Raw genomic sequence first — 19,593 nt, forward strand, 5'->3', positions numbered from 1 at the left:
GGGCCGCTGTACGGTCCTTTAGCGCTCCAGGTTCTTGCGCTCCGTGGCGGTGAGCATGCGCAGCTGCGATTCGCCCAGGTCCATCTGCCCCAGCACCTGCACCACGCCTTGCGGATCGTACTTCGGCGGCGTGGCGCTGGCGCCTTCGCGTCCTCGCGGCGCGTAGGCGCCGGCGCTGCCGTCGCCCTCATTGCCGTTGCCGAGCACCCGCACCGTGAACACCGACGGCAAGCCCTGGCGCGCCGCCGCGCGGTCGCGCTGCACGGCATCCTGCGCCGCGCTGGCCGCCTGCGACGCCGCCGCGCTGGCGTTGCTCAACGCCCCCACGTTGATCGCCGCCACCACCGGCATGCCCGCCGCCTTGCCCTGCACCTGGATGTTCTCCGCATTGACCACCCGCAGCGCCGCCAGATTGACGTTGCCCGAGACCCGGATACCGGCCTCGCCCGCGTCGATGGTGCCAAGCGGCGCAATCAGGTCGATATCGCCCGGCGGTACTTCCGGGATCGGGTTCAGCGTGGCGATACCCGCGCCCGTATTCGGCGTGGTCGGTGACAGCGCCACCAGGCCGATATCGTCATAGGTACGCCGCTGCGGCGTGTAGACCACGGTGGACTTGGAACCGCGCCCGGCGTTGATATCGCCCTGCGCCGACCAGCCGAGGATATTGCCGCCGAAGGTCGTGAAGATGCGGCTCTGCCCTAGCAGGATACTGTCGCGGGCATACATCTGGATCTCGCCCGCGCCCTGCGTCAGCACGCCGGAACCCTCGCCCGGCACGAAGCCGCCGTCCACGCCGACCAGCGTACGGCCACCCGGCGTGAACACGCTGATGTCGCCGCCGAAGTCGGTGTGGATGCCGGCATCGAGCACGTCGTAGAACGGCACGCTGCCGGGGCTGCCCGCGGCCAGCCACTCGGCCTTGCTCAGGTACTTCGTGCCCGGTTTGGGACGCGTGGTGAAGCGCCCGTCCAGGTTGTCCTGCCCGCTCTGGTAGAACCGCGCGCTGCTGAACATCGTCAGGTCGCCCTGATAGTCACCGTGATAGTCGCTCTGATCGCCGGCAGCCTGCCCCGGGAACAGCGTGGCGATGGCCTCGCGGCCACGCAGGTAGCTGCCCGCGCGCGGACCGGTGGCGTCGTTGAACTCGCGGCCCGAGGCCTTGAGTTCCGCGTAATACACGTTGCGCAGGTAGGCGCGCTGCTGTTCCGGCGGCAGCGCGGCGAGGAACTGCCGCGCGTCCATGGTGGCGGCATCGAAATGCACGCCCAGCCCGTTGCTGCCGCCGAAGCGGTCCGTCAGCCAGTTGACCAGGTGTAGCTGGCCGGCCAGTCCGTATTCGCGCTGCAGGTCGCGGCTGGGCGCCGCGGTGCCGGCGGCCAGCGCCGCCTTGCGCGACTGGTCCAGCTCGGCCTGCCGGGCGGCCAGGAAGGCCGGGGCGCCGGCCTCGTCGCCGGTGTAGCCGAACTCGGCGCGCAGCCAGTCACCCAGCGTCAGCTTGCCGCCGTAGGTGGTCACGGCCTTGCCCGGCTGGTCGGCCAGCGGGCGCCCGCTGTCGGCCTGATTGGCCGCATCCAGGTAGCGCGCGGCGAAGGCGTCGAAGCCCAGCCCGTCGAGCCCCTTGGCGCCCACACCGGCGGCCACGGCAATCGCCGCGCCGTTCGAGCGGTCGTGCTGCGCCGAACCGGCCACCGCGCCGATGCTGCGCAGCTCGCCCTTGTCCGCCAGGTAGAGATCGCGCCCGGCAGTCACTTCCAGCAGGCCGGGGCCCGCCACATAGAAGCTGCCGCCCCGGATGTCGCGGCCCGCCGAGATCACCGAGATGTCATCGTCGTTGCCATGCACGATCAGGTTCCCGCGCGTGGTGGCGATCGTGTTCCGGGTAGGCCGCAGCGGCGCGTTGGGCTGGGAGCTGTAGTACTGGCCGAACCAGCCCAGCGCGTCTTCCGGTGCCATCGCGAAGGTGCCCAGCGGCGTGCCGGCGTTGACGATATCGCGCCCCGCGCGGATCGCCACCGGCCCGCCCCCCTCGTACAAGGGGCTCTGGGTGCCTACCGTGCCCGTCAGGCTGCCCACGTAGATGATGGTGCCGGTGCGCAGGCCGACGATATCGCCCTCGTTCGCATAGAAGCGCGCGGGCGGCTGCCCCTCGCGGGTATAGCCGGATGCGGTGGGCGACGTGAGGCTGAACAGCGGATACGCCTGCTCGCTCTCCACCCCCTTCGAGAACAGCACGCTGGGCGCCAGACCCTGCGGGTCGATATTGCCGACCACGTGCTGGCCGTACCACGCGGTACCGACCACGCCGAGGAAGCCGGGGTTGAACGGGCTCGGCAGCAGCGTGGGATTGGCGCCGGACTGGGTCACCGAGTAGCCGGCGGCGTAGATCGAATCGCCAGCCAGCAGCTCCAGCGCGCCGGTGCCCGTCACCGCGAAATGCGGGCTCACCGGCGAAGGTGCCAGGATCAGGCCGACCGGCGACTGCTCCGGACTGTTGTTGCTGACCCGGCCGGAACTCGCGTTGCCGTAGTACAGGCTGCCGTTGGGCGCCGCCGCGCGCAGGATCGACGGCATCACGAAGCGGCCGTCGGTGGCGCTATGGTTGCTGCGGTCCCGGTCGTCCGTCCACGACGTGGACGGCGTCAGGTTGCCGCCGGCGCTGAACAGGTCGATGGCGGTGGACGGCGTCCACAGCGAGAACCAGCTCCAGCCCTCGCCATCCTGCGCGGTGCCGTCGAGCGTGAACGGCGTGCCGTTGTGGAACTGGGCCACGCGGCCCGGATCCGCCACGCCGCCGATGACGAGGTCGCCGCGCGACTCGATGCGCACGCCGGCATCGCCCACCACCAGCACCGGCCCGCCGCCCGCGATGGACGAGGTGGCCACATAGGGCTGGTAGGCGCGCGTCTCCATCGGATCGGCACGGTCGTAGCGCAGCTCGATGCCGCCCACGGCGCCGGCTTCCAGCCGCAGCGCGCCGCGCAGGTTGACGAACGTGCTGTTCAGGTCCAGGCGCGGATTCGAGAAGCGGGTCAGCGGCGTGATCTCGCCATTGCTCTCGGGCTGGTTGCGGACTTCCGCCACCGGGTTCAGGCCGCCGCCGATGCGGATGTCGAGGTCGCCCCCGCCGGTCTGCGTCAGCGTGCTGCCATCAGCCGAGACGCGGCCCGTGCTGCCCACGGCCAGCACCAGACCCTGGCTCCGCGAGAGCACCGGCGCGCCATTGCCCATGCGCGATTCCAGCATGCCGGCGTTGCCGCCGGCTTCCATCACCAGATTGCCGCCGCCGAGCGTGCCGATCCCGGTAAAGCCCACCAGGAACGGCAGGGTGCCCTGCACTGCGTACTGGTCGTCCTTGGCCGCCACATAGCTGCCGAAGTTGACCCACCACGCCGTGGGCACGCCCTCGCCGGGCGCTGCCGCGCTGCCGGTGCCCTGGCGCCACAGCCAGCCGCCCACGGCCGAGGTGTCGAAGTGGATGCGCATCTGGCCCAGCGCATCGTCGTTGCGGATGGTGCCCGACTTGGTGCCGATGATGTCGCCGCGCACATCGCCCTGCGCGCGCACCAGCACGTTGCCGCCGTGCTCGGGATACCACGCCTGGTACGTGCTCTGGGCGCCGCCGTTGATGAACGGTTCGAGGTAGGCGCCGTTAGCGCCCAGCAGCGTGCCGTCCGCGCCCCTGGCGCGCGCCTGGTTATAGGCGGCATCCACGCCGGCCGCCTGCGTGCCGGCGGTATAGACGCCGAACGGCGAGGTCATGGTGAAGTCGGCCGCGGCCAGCAGGTCGAGGTCGCCGGTGCCGGTGCGCAGCACGCTGAACATCTGCTGGCGCCCCGGCATCATCTTGTCCTCATAGACCGGCGGCGTGCCATCGGCGATCTTCTCGACGAGGATGCCGAGGCCCAGGTCGTTGAGCCCCGCCACTGCTTCCTCACCGCCATACGCCTCGAGGTTGATCGGCGTGCCCGGCACTTCGCCGAACATCCAGGCCTCCGGCCCCCAGATGTACTTGCCCGGGATGCCCGTGCCCGGCTTGAGCACGGTCTGCTGGGCCAGCCCGTAGTGGGTATCGGCCAGCAGGAGCTGCCCGCGCGTGCTGCGCGGCTGCAGCGCGCGGGTGTCGGCCGCCGTGAGGTCGGCGCCGCCCACCAGCCGCATCGACCACGCCTGCGAGCCCTGCTCCAGCATCGGCGCCAGCGCCCAGGTGCGGCCCTGGTTGCCGCTGGCATCCGCGTCGCGCATCAGCACGGTGGTGGCGTCGCCGGGCAGCTTCACCACGGTTTCGGCCGGGATCATGGCGCCCTTGCGCAGCATCAGGTCACCCGCCAGCACCACGCCGTTGACCGGGCCGTAGGTGGGCATGTCCACCACGGCGCCATCGGGGAACGGCAGCGGCACGCCGGCCGGCCACGTCATGGCCGCCACATGCGCGGCGCCCGGCAGGCGGTTGCCCGCGTCGAGCTGCATGCCGGTGGTCAGCGTGAGCGCGGCGGAGAGCACCGTGCCGGCCGGATGCACCACATTGCCCGCGCCGTCGCGGATGGCGCCGCCCAGCACGGTGCCGGCCGGCAGCACGAGGTCCGCTGTCAGCGTGGCGCGCGTGGGCAGCTCGGTGCCGGCGCGCAGGCTCATGGCCTGGATCGGCAACGCGTAGTTGAGCGCGCGGCCCGGCTGGAAGAATGTGCCGTCGGCCAGCGTGACCTTGCCGTCGGTCGGCACCACCACGTCGCCGCCCCAGGGCACGCGGCCCTTGACCAGCATCCAGCCGTTGTCGTCCGGCGTGACGGGCAGCGCGGCGCCGTCGAAGCCATCGGACACGCTGCCAAAGATCTTGAAGTCCCCGCCGGCACGCATCACCAGCGCGCCCGCCTCGCCGGAGCCGCGCACGCCGGTCTGCTGCGTATGCGGGTTGACGCTCGCGTAGCGGTAGTCGGACAGGTCGATATCCCCGTCGATATGCAGGTCGCCATCGGGCGTGATCGAGACGATCTCCACGCCCGGGCGCAGGTGGAACGCGTCCGCGTAGGTACGCAGCCCGGCCAGCCTGCGGGTCATCAGGTCGCCGTTGGCCAGCGCGTTGCCCATGAAGGTCAGGCTCTCCGCGTGCTTCTGGTCCAGGTAGCCCTGGGTGATGGACTGGTAGTCGCGCCCATCGGCCGTGCCGCCGGAGACCAGTGGCGCGTCGTTGTAGGTCTGGAAGGCGTTGACGGTGATCGCGCGCGCGCCGTCGATGCGCACGCTGCCTGATGCGTCGATGTCGACGTCGTTGCCGGTGGCGCCGCCCAGCCGGCGGGCGCTCAGCTCCACCGTGCCGAGCGACAGCGGCGTGCCGTCGGTGCCGGCGCGCACGTCCATGCGCGCGCCGTCCGCCAGCGTCAGCCGGCCTTGGCCCGCGTTGATGTCGATCACGGCGCGGTTGGGCGCCTCGATCACCTGCCCGTAGCTGTCCACGCGCAGCACGCGGCCATGGGCGTCCAGCAGCGCGCCGCCGCCAATCGTCACGCCATCGCGCGCGGCCAGGCGGATGCTGCCGACCTGCTCGCCGCTGGCGTCCACGATGCCGTTGACTACCAGCCGGCCGCCATCCACCGAGACGCTGATCTCGCGCGCCTTCAGTTCGTCGCCCACCGTCAGGTCGCCCTGCTTGATCTGGAAGTTGCGGCTGCCGGTGACCCCGCCCGCCGTCAGGCGCTGGTTGAGGCCGATGAAGTCGGCCACCTGCTGGCCGCGAATGTCGGCGCCGCCGGCCGCGTACGGCACCCACGTGCCGCCCGCATCGTAGTCGCCGGTGCTGCCGCCGGCGATGGCACCGCGCAGGTCCACCGTGCCCGCGCCAGCCCCCACCGCCACGGCGGTGAGCTTGCCGGCGCGGTTCTCCAGCGCGGAGAGGTCGATGCGCGAACCAGCCGTCTGCAGGATGTTGCCGGACTGGCTTTCCAGCACCACGTCGCCGCCCCAGCTGTACTTGCTGACGTCGAAGAAATCGACCTTGCGGCCGGCGAGGTCCAGCCGGGCGCCATCGCCGAGCACGACATCGCCCTCGGCGGACACCGTGAGCTTGCCGCTGGGCAGCGCCACGGTGGTGTCGAGCGCCACGCTGCGCCCGGCGAGCGACACCTCCGCGCCCAGCGCGGCAATCAGCTCCACATTCGTCAGCGCGGGCGCGGTAGCCCCGGCAGGCGCGGCCACGTTCACCGCGCCGCCCGCGCGGATCTTGTTGACCGAGCCTGCCGCGCCGGTCAGCAGCGGCGTGTGGATGGTCAGGTCGCCGCCGTTGTAGGCGTAGGCGTTAGTGGCCGCATCCCAGGCGCCGCGCGTCTGGTAGACCGCGAGCGAGCCGGTCTGGTTGGCCGTGACGCGTTCGCTGGCGTTCAACTCCACGCCGCCGAAGCCGAGCACCAGCCGGTCCATATCGTGGATGGTGTCCGGACGGGTGCCGGGGCCGTAGCCGAATTCGATCTGGCGCGCATCGACGATGAACTGCCCGCTGCCGTTGCCTGCGCCACCGGCCGCCACCTGCCCCGGCGCGGTGTTGGTGCCGTTCCAGACCAGCGTGTCGGTACGGATGCGGGCACGGGCGTCGGCGTCTCCCAGGCCGTAGATGGCCGGGGTGGTCAGCACCAGCCGTTCCAGCGAGGACTTGCCGGTGGCAGGATCGATGGTGGACAGTTCGATCGAATCGTAGAAATTGACCGCGTCGCGCGCCGTCAGCACCAGATTCTCCAGTGCCGGCGCGCCCGCGCTGGTGTCGCCGCGCAGCAGGCGGTCCAGCACGCCCTGGTTGAGGGTCAGCCCCGGGGTCAGGGCATTGCGCGCGGCCACGGCGGCCAGCGACGCCTCGCTCCCCACGTTGATGCCGCCCACGGCCAGCGTCAGGTTGCGCGTGCCGTAGCGCGCCGTGTCGCGCAGCTCGAAGGTCTGGTCGGTGGCCGCCGCGATGGTGCCTTCCGAATAGAGCTGCGTGGTGCCGTTGCAGACGGCGCCCGCCGCGCAGGCGCCAATGTCGATGCGGCCCGGGCCCTGCGCCGGGTCATTGCCGATGGCAGGCGGCAGCAGGTCCAGCCAGCCGTTGGACACCGCCAGCACGGACAGCCGGGCCGGATCGTAGACGTAGCCGTCCATGGAATCCCACGCGGCCTTGCCCTGGCCGAGCGTGTTGATGCCCGCGCCCTGCTCGATGACGATGCCGCCAGACTTGAGACCGGTGACGAGGAACACCTCGCCGGCCTTGAGCACCGCGCCTTCGCGCAGCACGATGTTCCGCGCATTGCCGGTGAAGGTGGCGATGTTGTCGCGCTGCGAGTTGGTGGCGGAGCGCACCACGGCGGGCAGGCCGCCGATGCCGAGGCGGTTGGCGCCGATGGCATTGAGGTCGTCCGCGTGCAGCGAGATCTGGTTCAACAGATCCCCGCCGGGCAGCGCCCGCGGCGTCGCGCCGGCCGCCAGGATCTCGTAGTCGCCGGAGTTGCTGACGACCAGCGCGCTGCCGCCATAGCCGCCCGTCGGCGTGCCGTAGGCGGTGGTGCCGCTGGCAAAGCGCAGCGCGGGCGCGTCACCGATCTTGCCGGCCTGGATGTCGGCGATGAATTCGAGCCGGAGGCCCTTGGCGTCGCGCTCGAGCATGGGCCGTGGCACGCCGTTGAGCGCCGCGTTCGCCAGCCCGAATTCGGCGTAGCTCGTCTCGTTGTACTGCGACAGCCGGCGCAGCCTGTCGGCCGAGGTCAGGAAGACCTGCGTCGGCAGCGCATCGCGGAGGGTCGTGTTGGCCGTGCCGAGCTGCGCCGAGGTGGCGTACGAGCCATTGCGCATGGCCAGCGCCGGTCCCTGCCCCAGCCCAGCCTGGCTGGCGCCGTTGAGTTCCACGCGGAACGCGCCCGGCAGCAGCGCGAAGGTCGAGGGCAGCAGCGTGTAGGTGCCGGCAGGCAGCCCCGGCACGCCCGCGCCGATGGTGATCTGGCGGCCGATGGCCGGGTCGCTGGCGCCGTGCTCGGCCACGATCGGCGCATAGCCGGCCTGCGCGCCCGGCACGATGGCGTAGATGGGATTGGTGCCCAGGCCCGGCAGCGTGAAGCCGCCCTTCGGCGACACCTGCACCAGCGGGTTCATCCGCGCGTCGGTGGAGCCGCCGCGCCCGGCCAGGAAGGCCGCGCCGGTCAACTCGCCGCCGCCGGTCATTTCCAGCAGCGCGCCCGGCTGCACGTCGATGGCGTGGCCGGTCAGGTTGATGGTCGGCCCCGCGCCCACGCCGGGGTACACCACGTCCGTGCCATTGTGCATATAGCTCAGGCCGTCCAGCGTGCCGCCGTAGGGCATCACCAGCCCGTTCGCGCTGACCGAGGTCACGCTGCCCGGCAGCACGTTGACCACGCCGGTTTCCGTGCCGTTGCCGCTGGTCCCGATCGAGACCGACCCCAGCGGCGCCCGCACCACGCCGCCCTGGTTGACCGTGGGGCCGGACAGGCTCAGGGTGCCGAAGACCGAGTACGGCGTGGCGGGGAGTGCATCACCCACCCGCTCGATGTTCAGCACGCGGGTCGGGTCGAAGGTGCGGATGGGGCTGCCCCACTGGTTGACACCGTCGATCTGCCCGACCAGGACCCTGCCGCTGTCCTGCATGGCCGGGTAGATCTGCGAGGCGGCCAGCGTCAGGTCGCCCGGCTGGTACAACAGCGCGGCGCCGGACATGCGGATGTCCGAGGCGCTGCGCAGCGTCATCTGATCGAAGGCATCGCGCTCCACCTTGAGCGGATCGACCGCGTTCTGGATGATTTCGCCGCGCGCGCCGACGCTCAGCTCGCCCACGATATCGAGGAACTGCGCATCGGCCAGGAAGCTGGTGCCGTCCGCTACCAGTGGCACACCAAGCGTGCCACCCGCCGCGCCGGAATTCTTGGAGCCGCGCACCGGGTTCGGCATGATGCCGTTTTCGCCCTGGCTGCGCGTGGTGCCGGCGAGGCGCATATAGGGCGCCGCCAGGCTGACACGCGTGCCGGCCGCAGCCTGTTCGGCCAGGCCGATGGCGCTGGCGGTCAGGCTCAGGCTCTGGCCCATGGCCAGGTTCACGTCGCCATCGAAGCTGATCAGGCCGTTGGCGAGCAGCGCCAGGTTGTCGAAGCCACCGGCCGCCACGCGGTCCACGCCGATACGGGCGGTGCCGTAGCGCAGCGCGGCATCGCGCATGCCGGGGCGCAGCCCGTCGGAGAGGCCGCTGTCGCCCTGCATTTGCGCCACCACCAGTTCACGCGGCACGCGCACCGCGTCGTCCACGGCCGCGCCCTTCAGGGTGTTGCGGTCCACGCCGAGGTAGGACGGCGTCTCCAGGTTGATCGCCAGCGTGCCGCCGGCCGCGCCCGCGCCACCGGCTGCCGCGCGCAGGTCGCCATCCACGAACAGGCCGCGCATCGAGCTGAGCGCGATCACCCCGCCGTTGCTGGCCACGTTGATCGGGCCGACGCCGGCTACGTCCACCACTGCCGACGCCCCGGAAGCGTCCAGCCGCGCGCCGGGCCGCACCACCACGAAGGAATCGGCCGCATCGACCTCCCGTGCGCCGTCCACATGGCGCGCGCCGATCTCGATGGTGCCGCCGTTGGCGACCTCGCCATAGGCCCGGCCCTGCACGTCACGCGCGGTGACCGCACGGCCCGCCACGTCGATCACGGCATCGCCGCCGATCCAGATCGAGCGGCCATCGGGCGTGCCGCTCGGCGACGCCGCATTGCCCACGCCCAGCGCGGTCTGCAACACGGCGACGCTGCCGCCCCAGGCGTTCAGCGTACCGTCGATGGTGATCTGGCCGTTGCCCTGCAGCGTCAGCGCGTGGCCCGGATCGACCGTGACCGTGGCGCCCTGCCCCACGGTCACCGGCGCCTGGCCGTAGACGTTGCCGCCACCCAGCACGAGGTCGGCGCCGCGCCGCTGCGTCAGCACGCCATGGACCGGATCTGCCTCCCACAGCGGCGGCAGCCAGCGCTCCAGCGCCTGCGAGGGGTCCGCGCCGGTGGGCACCATGTGCGCCGCCGTGGTGTCATGGCGCAGCACCGGCATGATGACGTCGACGGTGGCGCCGTTGGCGATCTGCGAGCCCTGCTGGCCCGATACGTCGTACTTTGAAAAACCGGTCTGGAACAGGTCGGTATCCAGCACCAGCAGCGGCTTGACCGCTACGTCGGTGGAAAGCACCACGCCAGCCGGCAGGCGGTCCCCGGCGGCCATCGCATGGTCGGTCTGGAACGCCGTGCCCGCCTTGACCGTGGTGCTGTACATCGCCACCGGCATGCCGTTCGGGAACACGTTGCCCGGCACCACGTAACCGGCGCCCATTTCGCCCTGCGTGCGCACCAGCACGGTCCCGGCGGGCACCGTGGTGCCGCTCGCGTACCAGGCGCCGTTCGTGTCGTACACGAGGAACGGGTTGAAGCCGACGCCCGGCGGCACCACCCACGGCGTAGCAAGCGTGAGCGGCCGGCTCGGCGCGATGGCGATGGTGCCCGGCGACACCTGGCCCGGCGCAGCGGTGTCGGACGTGAACGTGTAATCCACCGGCAGCACCGTGCCCGCCTTGATCGTGAACGGCTGGTCCAGCGTCAGGTGCACCGGCACCGATTCCCCGGCGCGCAGCACGCCGGATTCGGCCAGCAGGCCGCCGCCGATGGCGACGCCCAGCCCCGAGTCGATGGTCAGCGTACCGCCGCCGTTCACCCCGTAGCCGCGCAGATCGCCATCCATGCGCAGCGTGCCCGAGCCGGTGCCGGCCACGTCATACTGGTTCGAGCGGAGCGTGATATTGCCGCCGCGCCCGCCGCGCAGCGAGCCGTCCGCCATCAGCGCCGCACCGGACGACACGTCGATCAGGCTGCCCGCGCCGAGCGTGACGTCGCCCGAGCTGCTGACCGTGACCGACCCGCCGTTCACATAGGGCAGCCCGTCGATGTTGCCCGGGTCCTGCTTGAGATTGCTCCACAGGCCGCGCGCATCGAGGGTGACACCGGGCGCCACGGTCACGGTTGCCGTGCCGGTGGGCGCGTCGGTGACGGGCCGGTCGATCCAGTTGCCCGGGCTGCCCCGGCTGACGATGTCCCCGAGCGCGATGGTGCCGCCACGCGCGGTAAGGTCCGCGCCGATATCCACCGTGGTGGCATGCAGCCCCAGCGCGCCGCCCGTCGCCACGGCCAGCGGCGCATCCACGGCAATGCCATCCTTGGCGAAGACCGTGAAGCCGCCGAGTTCCAGCCCGTTGAGCCAGCCGGCGTCGAGACGGATGTGGCCGCCGCTCTGATCCGCCGGCAGCGCGTCTTCGAGCGCGATACCCTGCGCGATGCCCTGCACCGCGCCAATGTCGACCTGCCCGGCCACCGCCGTCGGGATTTCCCGGATCGTGTTGGTGGCGGGGTCGAACAGCGGCGTCAACTTGCCGATCACCAGCTGTCCGCGCCGCGGCGCGGCAATCTGGGACTGCTGGTAGCCGTCCAGCCCGGCATCACGCGCCTGGCCCTGGCGCGGGCCCTGATAGACGGTGGCGTCGATATCGCCTTCCATTACGGCCGAGGCGGTGGACACCACCACGCGGCCGGCATCGCGGCCCACGGTGTAGCCGTTCTCCAGCCGCTCGCGCGGCGCGATCAACGGGTTGTAGAACTGCTCGGTGGCCTTGGCGCCCCAGCGCTTGTGCGTGGCCTCGAAGCCGCGATACACGCCCTCGTAGGTCATGTCGCCGGGCGCGGTGGCGAGGTTGTAGAGCTGGCCGTCGCTGCCGCGCAGCCAGGTCTGCTTGATCTTGCCGGTCTGCACGTCCAGCGAGCCGCCCGCCACATTGATGGTCGAGCCCGCCCGCGAGACCAGCTCGCCGCCTTCGAACAGCACGGTGCCGCCCAGCGCGCCCCATTCGCCGATGCCGTGGCCGCTCGTGTTCAGGTAGCCGCTGACTTCCAGCAGGCCGCCGCCGGTGTACCAGCGGTCCGTGGTGGCGCCGTTGGTGCCGGCCGGCACGCGCACGAGGTAGCGCCGGTCCACCCACATGGTGGTGTTGTTCAGCTTGCCGGAATCGCGGTTATTCGGGGCGTCGCGCTGCTCGTTGCCCTGGACGTTGATCTCGACGTTGTTGGACTCCATCGCCACGCGCACGCCCACCGCGCCCGACACATCCAGCACGGCGCGATCGGCCAGCAGCGTGCGTCGCGCGGCATTGACCTGGATCTGTCCGCCGGTGGCCAGCGCCAGCGAATCGGCGTCGAACAGCACGTCCCCGCCCGAGGCGATCTGCACCAGCGACTGGTCGCGCCGGTTGAAGCCGCCCTCGCTGGCGGTGGCGGAATCCTTGATCAGCGCGTCGCGCTGCACGTCGAGCGCGGTCTCGTTGCTGTCGGCCAGCAGGATGGCGCTGACGCTGCCCGGGGCCAGCGTCACGCGGCTCTTGTCATCGCCCTCGGCACGCAGGTGCACCGTGCCGCGCGTGGTGACCGAGCTGCTGGAGAGCAGCACGCCGCGCTGCTCGACCGTATGGCCCTTGAGCGTGATGTCGCCCGTGGCGGCCTGGATCAGGCCGGCGTTGGTGACCAGCCCGGCCGTGGTGCCGGTGTTGCGCAGCACGTCCACCTCATTGCCGCGCGTGGTGGACGTCTTGTTCGCGTCGGTGCCCATGCCCCGGCGGATCACGAAGCTGTCGCCGGCGGCCAGCGTGGTCTGGCCGTTCGGCGTGACGATGGTGCCCCGGTTGTGCGCCTCGCGGCCGGCCAGCAGCACATAGCCGCCGCCCTCGGTCACGCTCTGCGGGGTGCGCGTGGCGATGCGGGCGCCCGCTTCCACCACCACGTCGCCGGTGGCATTGCCGAAAGAGGTGGTGGTCGCCGTCGAGACCAGGTCATTGGCGAAGGTGGGGACGTAGCCGCTGCCCTTAGCCTCGCTGAACAGCCCCTTCTGGAACTGCGAATCGGTCATGCCGGCGGCGGCGGCCACGAGGTTGCGCGTGTCGACCTGGCTGGTGCCCTTGAAGACGATGCCGTTGCGGTTGACGATCATCACCGTGCCATCGGCCTTGATCTGCCCCTGGATCTGGCTGGGCCGCGCCTGCGGATCGTTCACGCGGTTGAGCACCGCCCAGTCGGCCTGCTGGTGGAACTCCACCGTGGTGTTGCGCCCCACGTTGAAGGTTTCCCAGTTCAGGATGGCGCGGTCGCCGGTCTGCTCGATGGAGACCACGGTCCGGCCATCGACAACCTTCTGCCCGGTGGCCTTGTCCAGCGGCCGGGCGTTCTGCCAGCCCGCCGTCAGGCTGTTGGTATCGACCTTGAGGCCGCCCTCGGCCAGCCCGTCGGGGACGGACGGGTCCTGCGCGGCGGCGTTGCGCGCCGCAGCCTGCGCGGCCTGCATGGCGGCGATGGCCTGCGCGGTGGTGGCGAGGTTCTGGATCGAACGCTGGAGCTGCTGGTTGGCCTGCTGTTGCTGCGCGGACGGGTTGGTCAGCGCGGAGGCCGGCATGCCGTTGGGCAGCCGGCCGGTGGCCGCCGCCGTGCCCTGCATCATGTTCTTCTGGGCCATCCAGTCGCGGCTGAAGGCCTGCTGGGCGTGCGCGCCATCGAGCATGCCGCCCGCTGCCACCAGCAGCGCTATCGCATGGGCCAGCGGCCGGCGGCGTGGATTCGGAAGCCGGAAGCCGCCGCCGTATTGTGGCGAAGGCATGTTCCCGCTGTGAGCGCGCATCTGCATGGTGATCTCAATCCCGTCAAGCAACGTTGGCGGGCCGCCTCTCGCAATCTGCGTGGCGTGGCGGCCCTGTCGTCATGTCCACCGACGGCAAGCGCCGTCGATGCTCCTGGGACCTAGACCATTGGGCCGAAGGGAATCGGCAAGCTTTTCCTTGAAGATTTCGTGACAGCGATCCGGGAAAACCCGGACCACCGTGCCTGCGAAAAACCTAGCTCAGCAGCACCATGCCGCCCGGCAGCGTGCGCGCGTGCAGCCCGAACGAACGCTGCATCTGGACGATGGCCTTGTCGAGCGCATGAATCTGAAAACGGCCGGTGACCGGCTTCGCCGCGAGTTGGCGGTCCAGCAGCACGACCTTGCCGGTGCGGTAACGATTGATCTCGTCGAGCACCTCGCCCAGCGGCGCATCGGTGAAGCGCAGGTAGCCCTGGCGCCAGCCCGGCATGCGCGCGGCATCGAGCTGCTCGGCGCGGCCCAGCGTGTGGTCGTCGTAGCGCAGGCGCTGGCCGCCCGACAGTTGCACGGTGCCGCTGGCATGGGCCACCTGTACCGGGCCGTCGATGCAGGTCACGCACACCGCGCCGTCCAGGTGCCGGACCTCGAAGCGCGCCGCCTGGCGCTGAAGCGCCTGCGTATGGCCGGCGCCGGCCGCCACCACGAAGGGCGTTTCGGCACGGCTCAGGTCGATGGCGGCTTCCCCGGCGATCAGGTCGATGCCGCGCGTGCCGCCCGCGCCGGGCCACACCGCGATGCTGGTGCGCGTATTGAGTTCGACATCGACGGCGCCGCCCAGCGCCAGCCGCCGCTGCTCGCCGGTGGCGGTGCGGTAGTCGGCACGCCATTCGTTGGCGGCGGGCCACAGGCCCAGCGGCGGGTGGACCACGGCCGCCACCGCCGTGGCGGCGGTGGCGCCCAGCGCGCCGCCGAGGAACGCGCGCCGCTGCCAGTTGGACGGACGCCGTGCCGCCGGCAGGCTGGCGTGCATGGCGGCGGGGTTGCGCGCCTTGACCATCGCGGCGGCCTCGCCGAGCTGGGCCCAGCGGGCGCGCGCGGCGGCAAAGGCGGCGGCGTGGGCAGGGTTCGCCTGGCACCACTGCCGCAGCGCCGCGCCGTCGGCATGCGTGATCTCGCCCGCCGCGACACGGCGCACCCAGGCGAGCGCCTGCCGCTCGACGGGATCCAGTTCGCGCGGTGGGGGGAACGGAGCATTCATGGTTGGGATCATGGCGTCAGACGAGCCATCCTCGGGTAGCGCCCGGCCAGCAGGCTTACAGACAAGACGGTTGGGCGGACGCGGATCGGCACGATTTCTTCACTCATGCTTCGGCATGTGCGCCATGCAGTACTCATGGGCGCGTTTCAGTTCCAGGCCGACCAGTCGCGTGGATACGCCGAAGCGCACCGCCACCTCCTGGTTGGAGCGCTCCTCCACGCGCACCGCGAGGAAGATCGCCCGCCGCCGGGGCGGCATGCTGTCGATCAGCCGCGCCAGCGCCTCCAGCTCGTCGCGGGCGGCCACGGTCTGCGCCGGCCCCGGGGCGGGATCGGCGATTTCGAGCATCAGCGTGTCCACCTCGTCCGCACTCATATAGCGGCGGTCGCGCTGGAGCCGGTCCAGCGCGAGGTTGGTCGCCATCCGCATCAGGTAGGCGGCCGGGCTGCTGACCGGGCCGCTTTCCTCGCTGCGGTCTTCCAGATGGACCCAGGTGTCGTGCAGCGCGTCGCTGGCCAGCTCGGACGAGCCGAGCCGCCACGTCAGGCGGCGCTTGAGGTCTTCGTAGCGCAGCGCGAGGAGGTCGCGCAGGGTGGCGCGGGTGGAATCGCTCATGGCTCAGCCCGCCTGCCGTTCGCACGCCGGGCGGCACGCGCCGGCCTGCGCCGCCCGTGCGTCGCAGTGCACGGGGTGGGCCAGCAGCACGAAGGGCCGCGACGGATCGGTGGGCGACAGGCCCACATCGACCTGTTCGAGGGTCTCAACGATGGCTGCATCGCGTGCCTTGTCGCCGGTGGTGTCCAGCAGCCGCACCTGCCGCACATGGCCGGAGGCATCGACATGCACGCGCAGCGCCAGCCGGTATTCCCCGAACGCCAGCGACGGCCGCGCGCACAGCGCCCGGTAGATGCGCGCCTGCACCGCGCCGTCGACCTGGCGCTGCCGGCTGGCGGTGGCCTCTGGCGCGGGCGCATCCGGCGGGCGGGGTGTGGGGATCAGCACGAAGGCGTCAGACGCCGCGGCCTGCACGGTCAGCCCGGTGCCGTCCACCAGCCTGCGCAGCGCGTCCTCGGGGCGATAGCTGCCATGCACCGGATTCGAAGTGCGGCCCTCCGCGAGTTCGGAAGGAAAGAAGACGGACAGGCTGGTCAGCCTGTCGTACTGCGCCAACGCCTGTTTCAACGGCTGGGCCGGCAGGTCGAAGGCGATCTCGGCCATGCCGTCCGGCGTGGCCTGCTGGGCGCGGAGCTTCTGGCAGGCCATGCAGAGCACGAGCAGCGTCAGGTAACCCACCAGCGCGCGCGCACTGGGCGATGCGACCAGCCTTGCCATCACGATCCAAGATGAGTCGTCCGTTGAGGAATGCCCGACGGCGCCGCTTGCGGGCGCCTTGAGCCGGTCCGCATCGTAGGACTCCTGTGTGACGTAACCGTGACTGCAAGGCGCCGTACTGCCCTCCCCCCTCCGGGAGGGGGGCGTGGCAAGCTTCAGCCGGCAACGGCGTCGGTGGCGGCGGTGGCGGCGGTGACGTCATCGGTGACGGCTGCATCGGTCGCCGCTTCCGTCGCCGCTTCCGTCCCGGCAGCCTGGAAGTTGCGCAGATGCAGGAAGAACTGCCCCATCATCTGCACCCAGAGCTGCATCGCCACGCCGAGATAGGTGGGCGCGACGCCGCCGGAGACCATCACATCCATCTCCAGCACGACAAACTCGCCGTGCTGCGCCACACGCGCGAAGCGCCGGCTGCGGTGCCACTCGGCCACAACGCCCTCCGGCAGCGTGCCGCCCTGCACGCGCAGCGGGCAGCTCAGCGTGAAATCCACATACTCGCCGGGCGCGGCGGCATTGCCCCACAGCACCTGGAAGCCGACGCCATGGCTGGCGCTGTGCAGGCGCGGCACGCCCTCCTGCTCGATAACGGTGACGGCGCAGCCGGCCGCCTTGATGGCGTCCGCTACCTGCTCCGGCGTGACGGTCTGCAGGAGGGTCGGGGTGGGTTGTTCGATGGTTTGTGCGACGGTGTCGAACGGGGTGGCGATGGTGGTCATGGGCTGGTCCTGAAATCTGAAATCGGTGGAAGAGGGGTTAGTGCGTCTTTTGCGGCGCGGCGTCCGGCTGGCTCGCCGACTGGGCGGGCGGGGCCGACGGGGCAGCCTGCGCCGCCGCAGCGGCGGAGAACTGCCCTTCGTAGAGCTTGTCGCCAAACTGCTGGGCGATCTGCTCGTAGCGCACGCGGCTCTGCGCGGCAAAGGGCTGGCGTGCGCTCAGCACCGTGCCGAGATCGACGGTCTCGTAGGCCTGCAGCACCTCCTGGCCCACCGCGTACAACTGCGCGTTCTTGGCTTCGCACTGGGTCAGCGCGGTCTTCTGCGCGGTGGTCTCGGCGGCCAGGCGCTGGCGCTCGGCGTCCAGTCCGCGTGCCATCTTGAGCAGTTCGTCGTACGCGCCGCGATACTGGGCAATCTGCGCGCCAGCCTTTTCCACCTGCGCCTGGCCCTGCTGCTGGCTCTGGCGCAACGCGTCGCGCGACTGGCGCTCGCTGGCCAGCTGCGCGCGGGCAGCCTCCAGCTCCTTCTTCAGGGCGTCGACATCGGCCGGCGCCGCGCCAGCCTTGGCGGCGGGCTGGCTGCCGCCGCCTGCCTTGAGCACGGCCAGTTCGTTCTGCGCCTGCTGAAGCTGCGCGGTGGTGTTGCGGAGCTGGTTGCGCAGGCGCTCTTCCATGCTCTGGCCGGCCGGGGCCTGCTGGGCATGGGCGGCGCCGCCTGCCACCAGCAGGGCGGCGGCCAGGGCAATGCCGGGGAGGAACGGATGGGACACGGTGTCCTCCTTAGAAACGGGCGTTGACTTCAAGCTGCAGCGTGTCGATCGACAGCGGCGGCCCGAACACTTCCTTGGTCGAGATCCAGCGGCCGGTCACCCAGGCGTTCTTGTCGAACGCGTAGGAGCCGCCGAGGTAGTAGCCGCGCGCATTGGTGCCGCCCATGTGGAAGGTCGAATCGTTGTAGCCGTCCGGCATGGCGTCCGGCTCGATGCGCTTGTAGCCGGCCAGCACGTTCCAGTCGCCGCGTGCCGAAGGCGTGGGCTTGCCGAAGGTGGCCTGGAACATGTAGGCGTTGCCGCCACTCTTGAAGTCCGCGCGGCTGGTGCCGCCGCTGGCGCCGAAGTTGTTCACAATGCCGCCGTTGGCGCGCGCGAACATCTCGTCCGGGTCGTAGGCGAGGTTGCGGATGTAGTTGCCGTCCAGCCGCAGCATGTACTTGCCGGCCACCTTGGTGTCCCAGCGCAGGTTGACGTCGAGCAGCTGGAATTGCGAGGCCAGGCCCACGTACTGCGGCTGCGGCGTGTTGGCCGGGTCGAGCGGGTTGAGCGCGATATTGCGCAGCAGCATCAGCGTGTTGCCCTTCTGCATGAAGGCCGGGCGGCTCCAGTCGGTGCTGCAGCTGGTGGCGCCCGCGTACAGCGCGCAGGGGTCGGACACCCGGCCGCTGACGTTGTGGAAGTCGTAGTAGGCCAGCGCGCCGCGCAGGCGGTTGTCGTCGTTCACCTTCCAGCTCGCGCCGATCTGCGCGCCCAGCAGCCACTTGTTCTCGCTGCTCATCTTGTCCTGGCTGTTGCCCGGGAAGCCGTCCGACGAGTATTCGAGCGGGATCAGGCCCAGCGAGCCGAACAGCGAGATGTCGCGGTTGGGCAGCGCCTTGTCGAACTGCGCGGCGATGCCGTCGAAATTCAGGTCATTCGAGAACAGCGTGTCCGACGACACGAACGGGTTGCCGAAGCGGCCGCCGGTGATCTTGACCCATTCGAACGGCTGGTACGACAGCCAGCCCTGGTCGAGCCAGACGTCCTTCTTGGCCAGCCCGCCGCCGAGCGTCTGGTTGGTGGAGACCGGGCTGTTGTCGTTGCCGGTGGCCAGGCGCACGCCGGCCTTCACGCTCTCGGACACATCGGCGAGCACGCCAATCCGCGCGCGGGCCTTCCACTGGAGCGTGCGGTTCTGGCGCGTGTTGAGCAGCGGCGGGAGCGCCAGGTTGGTGTTCGGGTTGACGTCGAAGCCACCGCCCGAGTTGATGGCGGCCCAGTCGATCTCGATATTGCTGTTGTTGCCCGAGTAGAAGCGCGATTCGTTGCGCAGGCGTACATCGCCCTCGACATGGATGCGCTTGGTCCACTCCGGCGTTTCGTTCGGCGCGGCCCAGCCTTCGGCCTTGGCCTGGGCCATTACCTGCACCTTCACCTCGTCGCGGATCTCGTCCCGCACGGTTTCCGGGATGTACGGCACGCGTACGTCGCCAGGCTGCAGCGCGGCGGCGGTCACGGCACCGGCAGCGGCACCCGTGGCGACACCGGCCCCGGCGCCGGCACCCGTGCCGCTGGACGCCTGCATGGTCGCCAGTTGGCGCTGGGTCTGCTGCGCGGCCATCGCCTCGGTCTGGGCCTGCGCCAGCAGGGCCTCGCCGGCGTCCTTGCGCAGCGCGCCGCTCTCGATCAGGCCACGGATCAGCTTGACCATGGTGCTGTCGCCCTGGGCGGCGGTCTGCGCGTTGGCGCCGCCACCCGCGGCCAGCAGCGCGACGGCCAGGGCAAGCGCCTGCGCGCGGCGCCGGGTGCGTGGAGCGCGCGTGATGGGCGTGGCGCGCGGGTGGATGGCGGAGGGATTCATCGGTGTGTTCTGC

The 19,593-nt window shown here is 70.9% G+C and carries 7 protein-coding genes; all 7 read right to left on the minus strand.

Annotated elements, in window-relative coordinates; genetic code table 11:
• Positions 1–18 precede the first annotated feature (18 nt).
• On the minus strand, positions 19–13,680 hold the full coding sequence (locus AC1DP9_RS12985) for a filamentous haemagglutinin family protein (RefSeq protein WP_477107573.1): 13,662 nt from the start codon (positions 13,678–13,680) through the stop codon (positions 19–21).
• 235 nt (positions 13,681–13,915) lie between these two features.
• Complete coding sequence (locus AC1DP9_RS12990; protein ID WP_477107574.1) at positions 13,916–14,920, minus strand: FecR family protein; 1,005 nt, start codon at positions 14,918–14,920, stop codon at positions 13,916–13,918.
• 99 nt (positions 14,921–15,019) lie between these two features.
• Positions 15,020–15,535, minus strand: coding sequence for an RNA polymerase sigma factor (locus tag AC1DP9_RS12995; protein WP_092295224.1), 516 nt, complete (start codon positions 15,533–15,535; stop codon positions 15,020–15,022).
• Positions 15,536–15,538: 3 nt separating this feature from the next.
• Positions 15,539–16,252 (minus strand): STN domain-containing protein, encoded by a 714-nt coding sequence (locus tag AC1DP9_RS13000; RefSeq protein ID WP_092295227.1) that lies wholly within the window; start codon positions 16,250–16,252, stop codon positions 15,539–15,541.
• 155 nt (positions 16,253–16,407) lie between these two features.
• Complete coding sequence (locus tag AC1DP9_RS13005; protein ID WP_477107575.1) at positions 16,408–16,968, minus strand: YbjN domain-containing protein; 561 nt, start codon at positions 16,966–16,968, stop codon at positions 16,408–16,410.
• A 37-nt stretch (positions 16,969–17,005) separates the two neighbouring features.
• On the minus strand, positions 17,006–17,737 hold the full coding sequence (locus tag AC1DP9_RS13010; protein ID WP_477107576.1) for a hypothetical protein: 732 nt from the start codon (positions 17,735–17,737) through the stop codon (positions 17,006–17,008).
• Between the two features lie 10 nt (positions 17,738–17,747).
• Positions 17,748–19,580, minus strand: coding sequence for a putative porin (locus AC1DP9_RS13015; RefSeq protein ID WP_477107577.1), 1,833 nt, complete (start codon positions 19,578–19,580; stop codon positions 17,748–17,750).
• Between the last annotated feature and the right edge of the window lie 13 nt (positions 19,581–19,593).

This window comes from Cupriavidus sp. 01L43 (assembly GCF_056399925.1).

What these genes read in the sequence shown, in the direction of transcription:
- AC1DP9_RS12985 (WP_477107573.1), bottom strand. Translation starts at nt 13,680, where the DNA reads ATGCCTTCGCCACAATACGGCGGCGGCTTCCGGCTTCCGAATCCACGC.
- AC1DP9_RS12990 (WP_477107574.1), bottom strand. Translation starts at nt 14,920, where the DNA reads ATGAATGCTCCGTTCCCCCCACCGCGCGAACTGGATCCCGTCGAGCGG.
- AC1DP9_RS12995 (WP_092295224.1), bottom strand. Translation starts at nt 15,535, where the DNA reads ATGAGCGATTCCACCCGCGCCACCCTGCGCGACCTCCTCGCGCTGCGC.
- AC1DP9_RS13000 (WP_092295227.1), bottom strand. Translation starts at nt 16,252, where the DNA reads ATGGCAAGGCTGGTCGCATCGCCCAGTGCGCGCGCGCTGGTGGGTTAC.
- AC1DP9_RS13005 (WP_477107575.1), bottom strand. Translation starts at nt 16,968, where the DNA reads ATGACCACCATCGCCACCCCGTTCGACACCGTCGCACAAACCATCGAA.
- AC1DP9_RS13015 (WP_477107577.1), bottom strand. Translation starts at nt 19,580, where the DNA reads ATGAATCCCTCCGCCATCCACCCGCGCGCCACGCCCATCACGCGCGCT.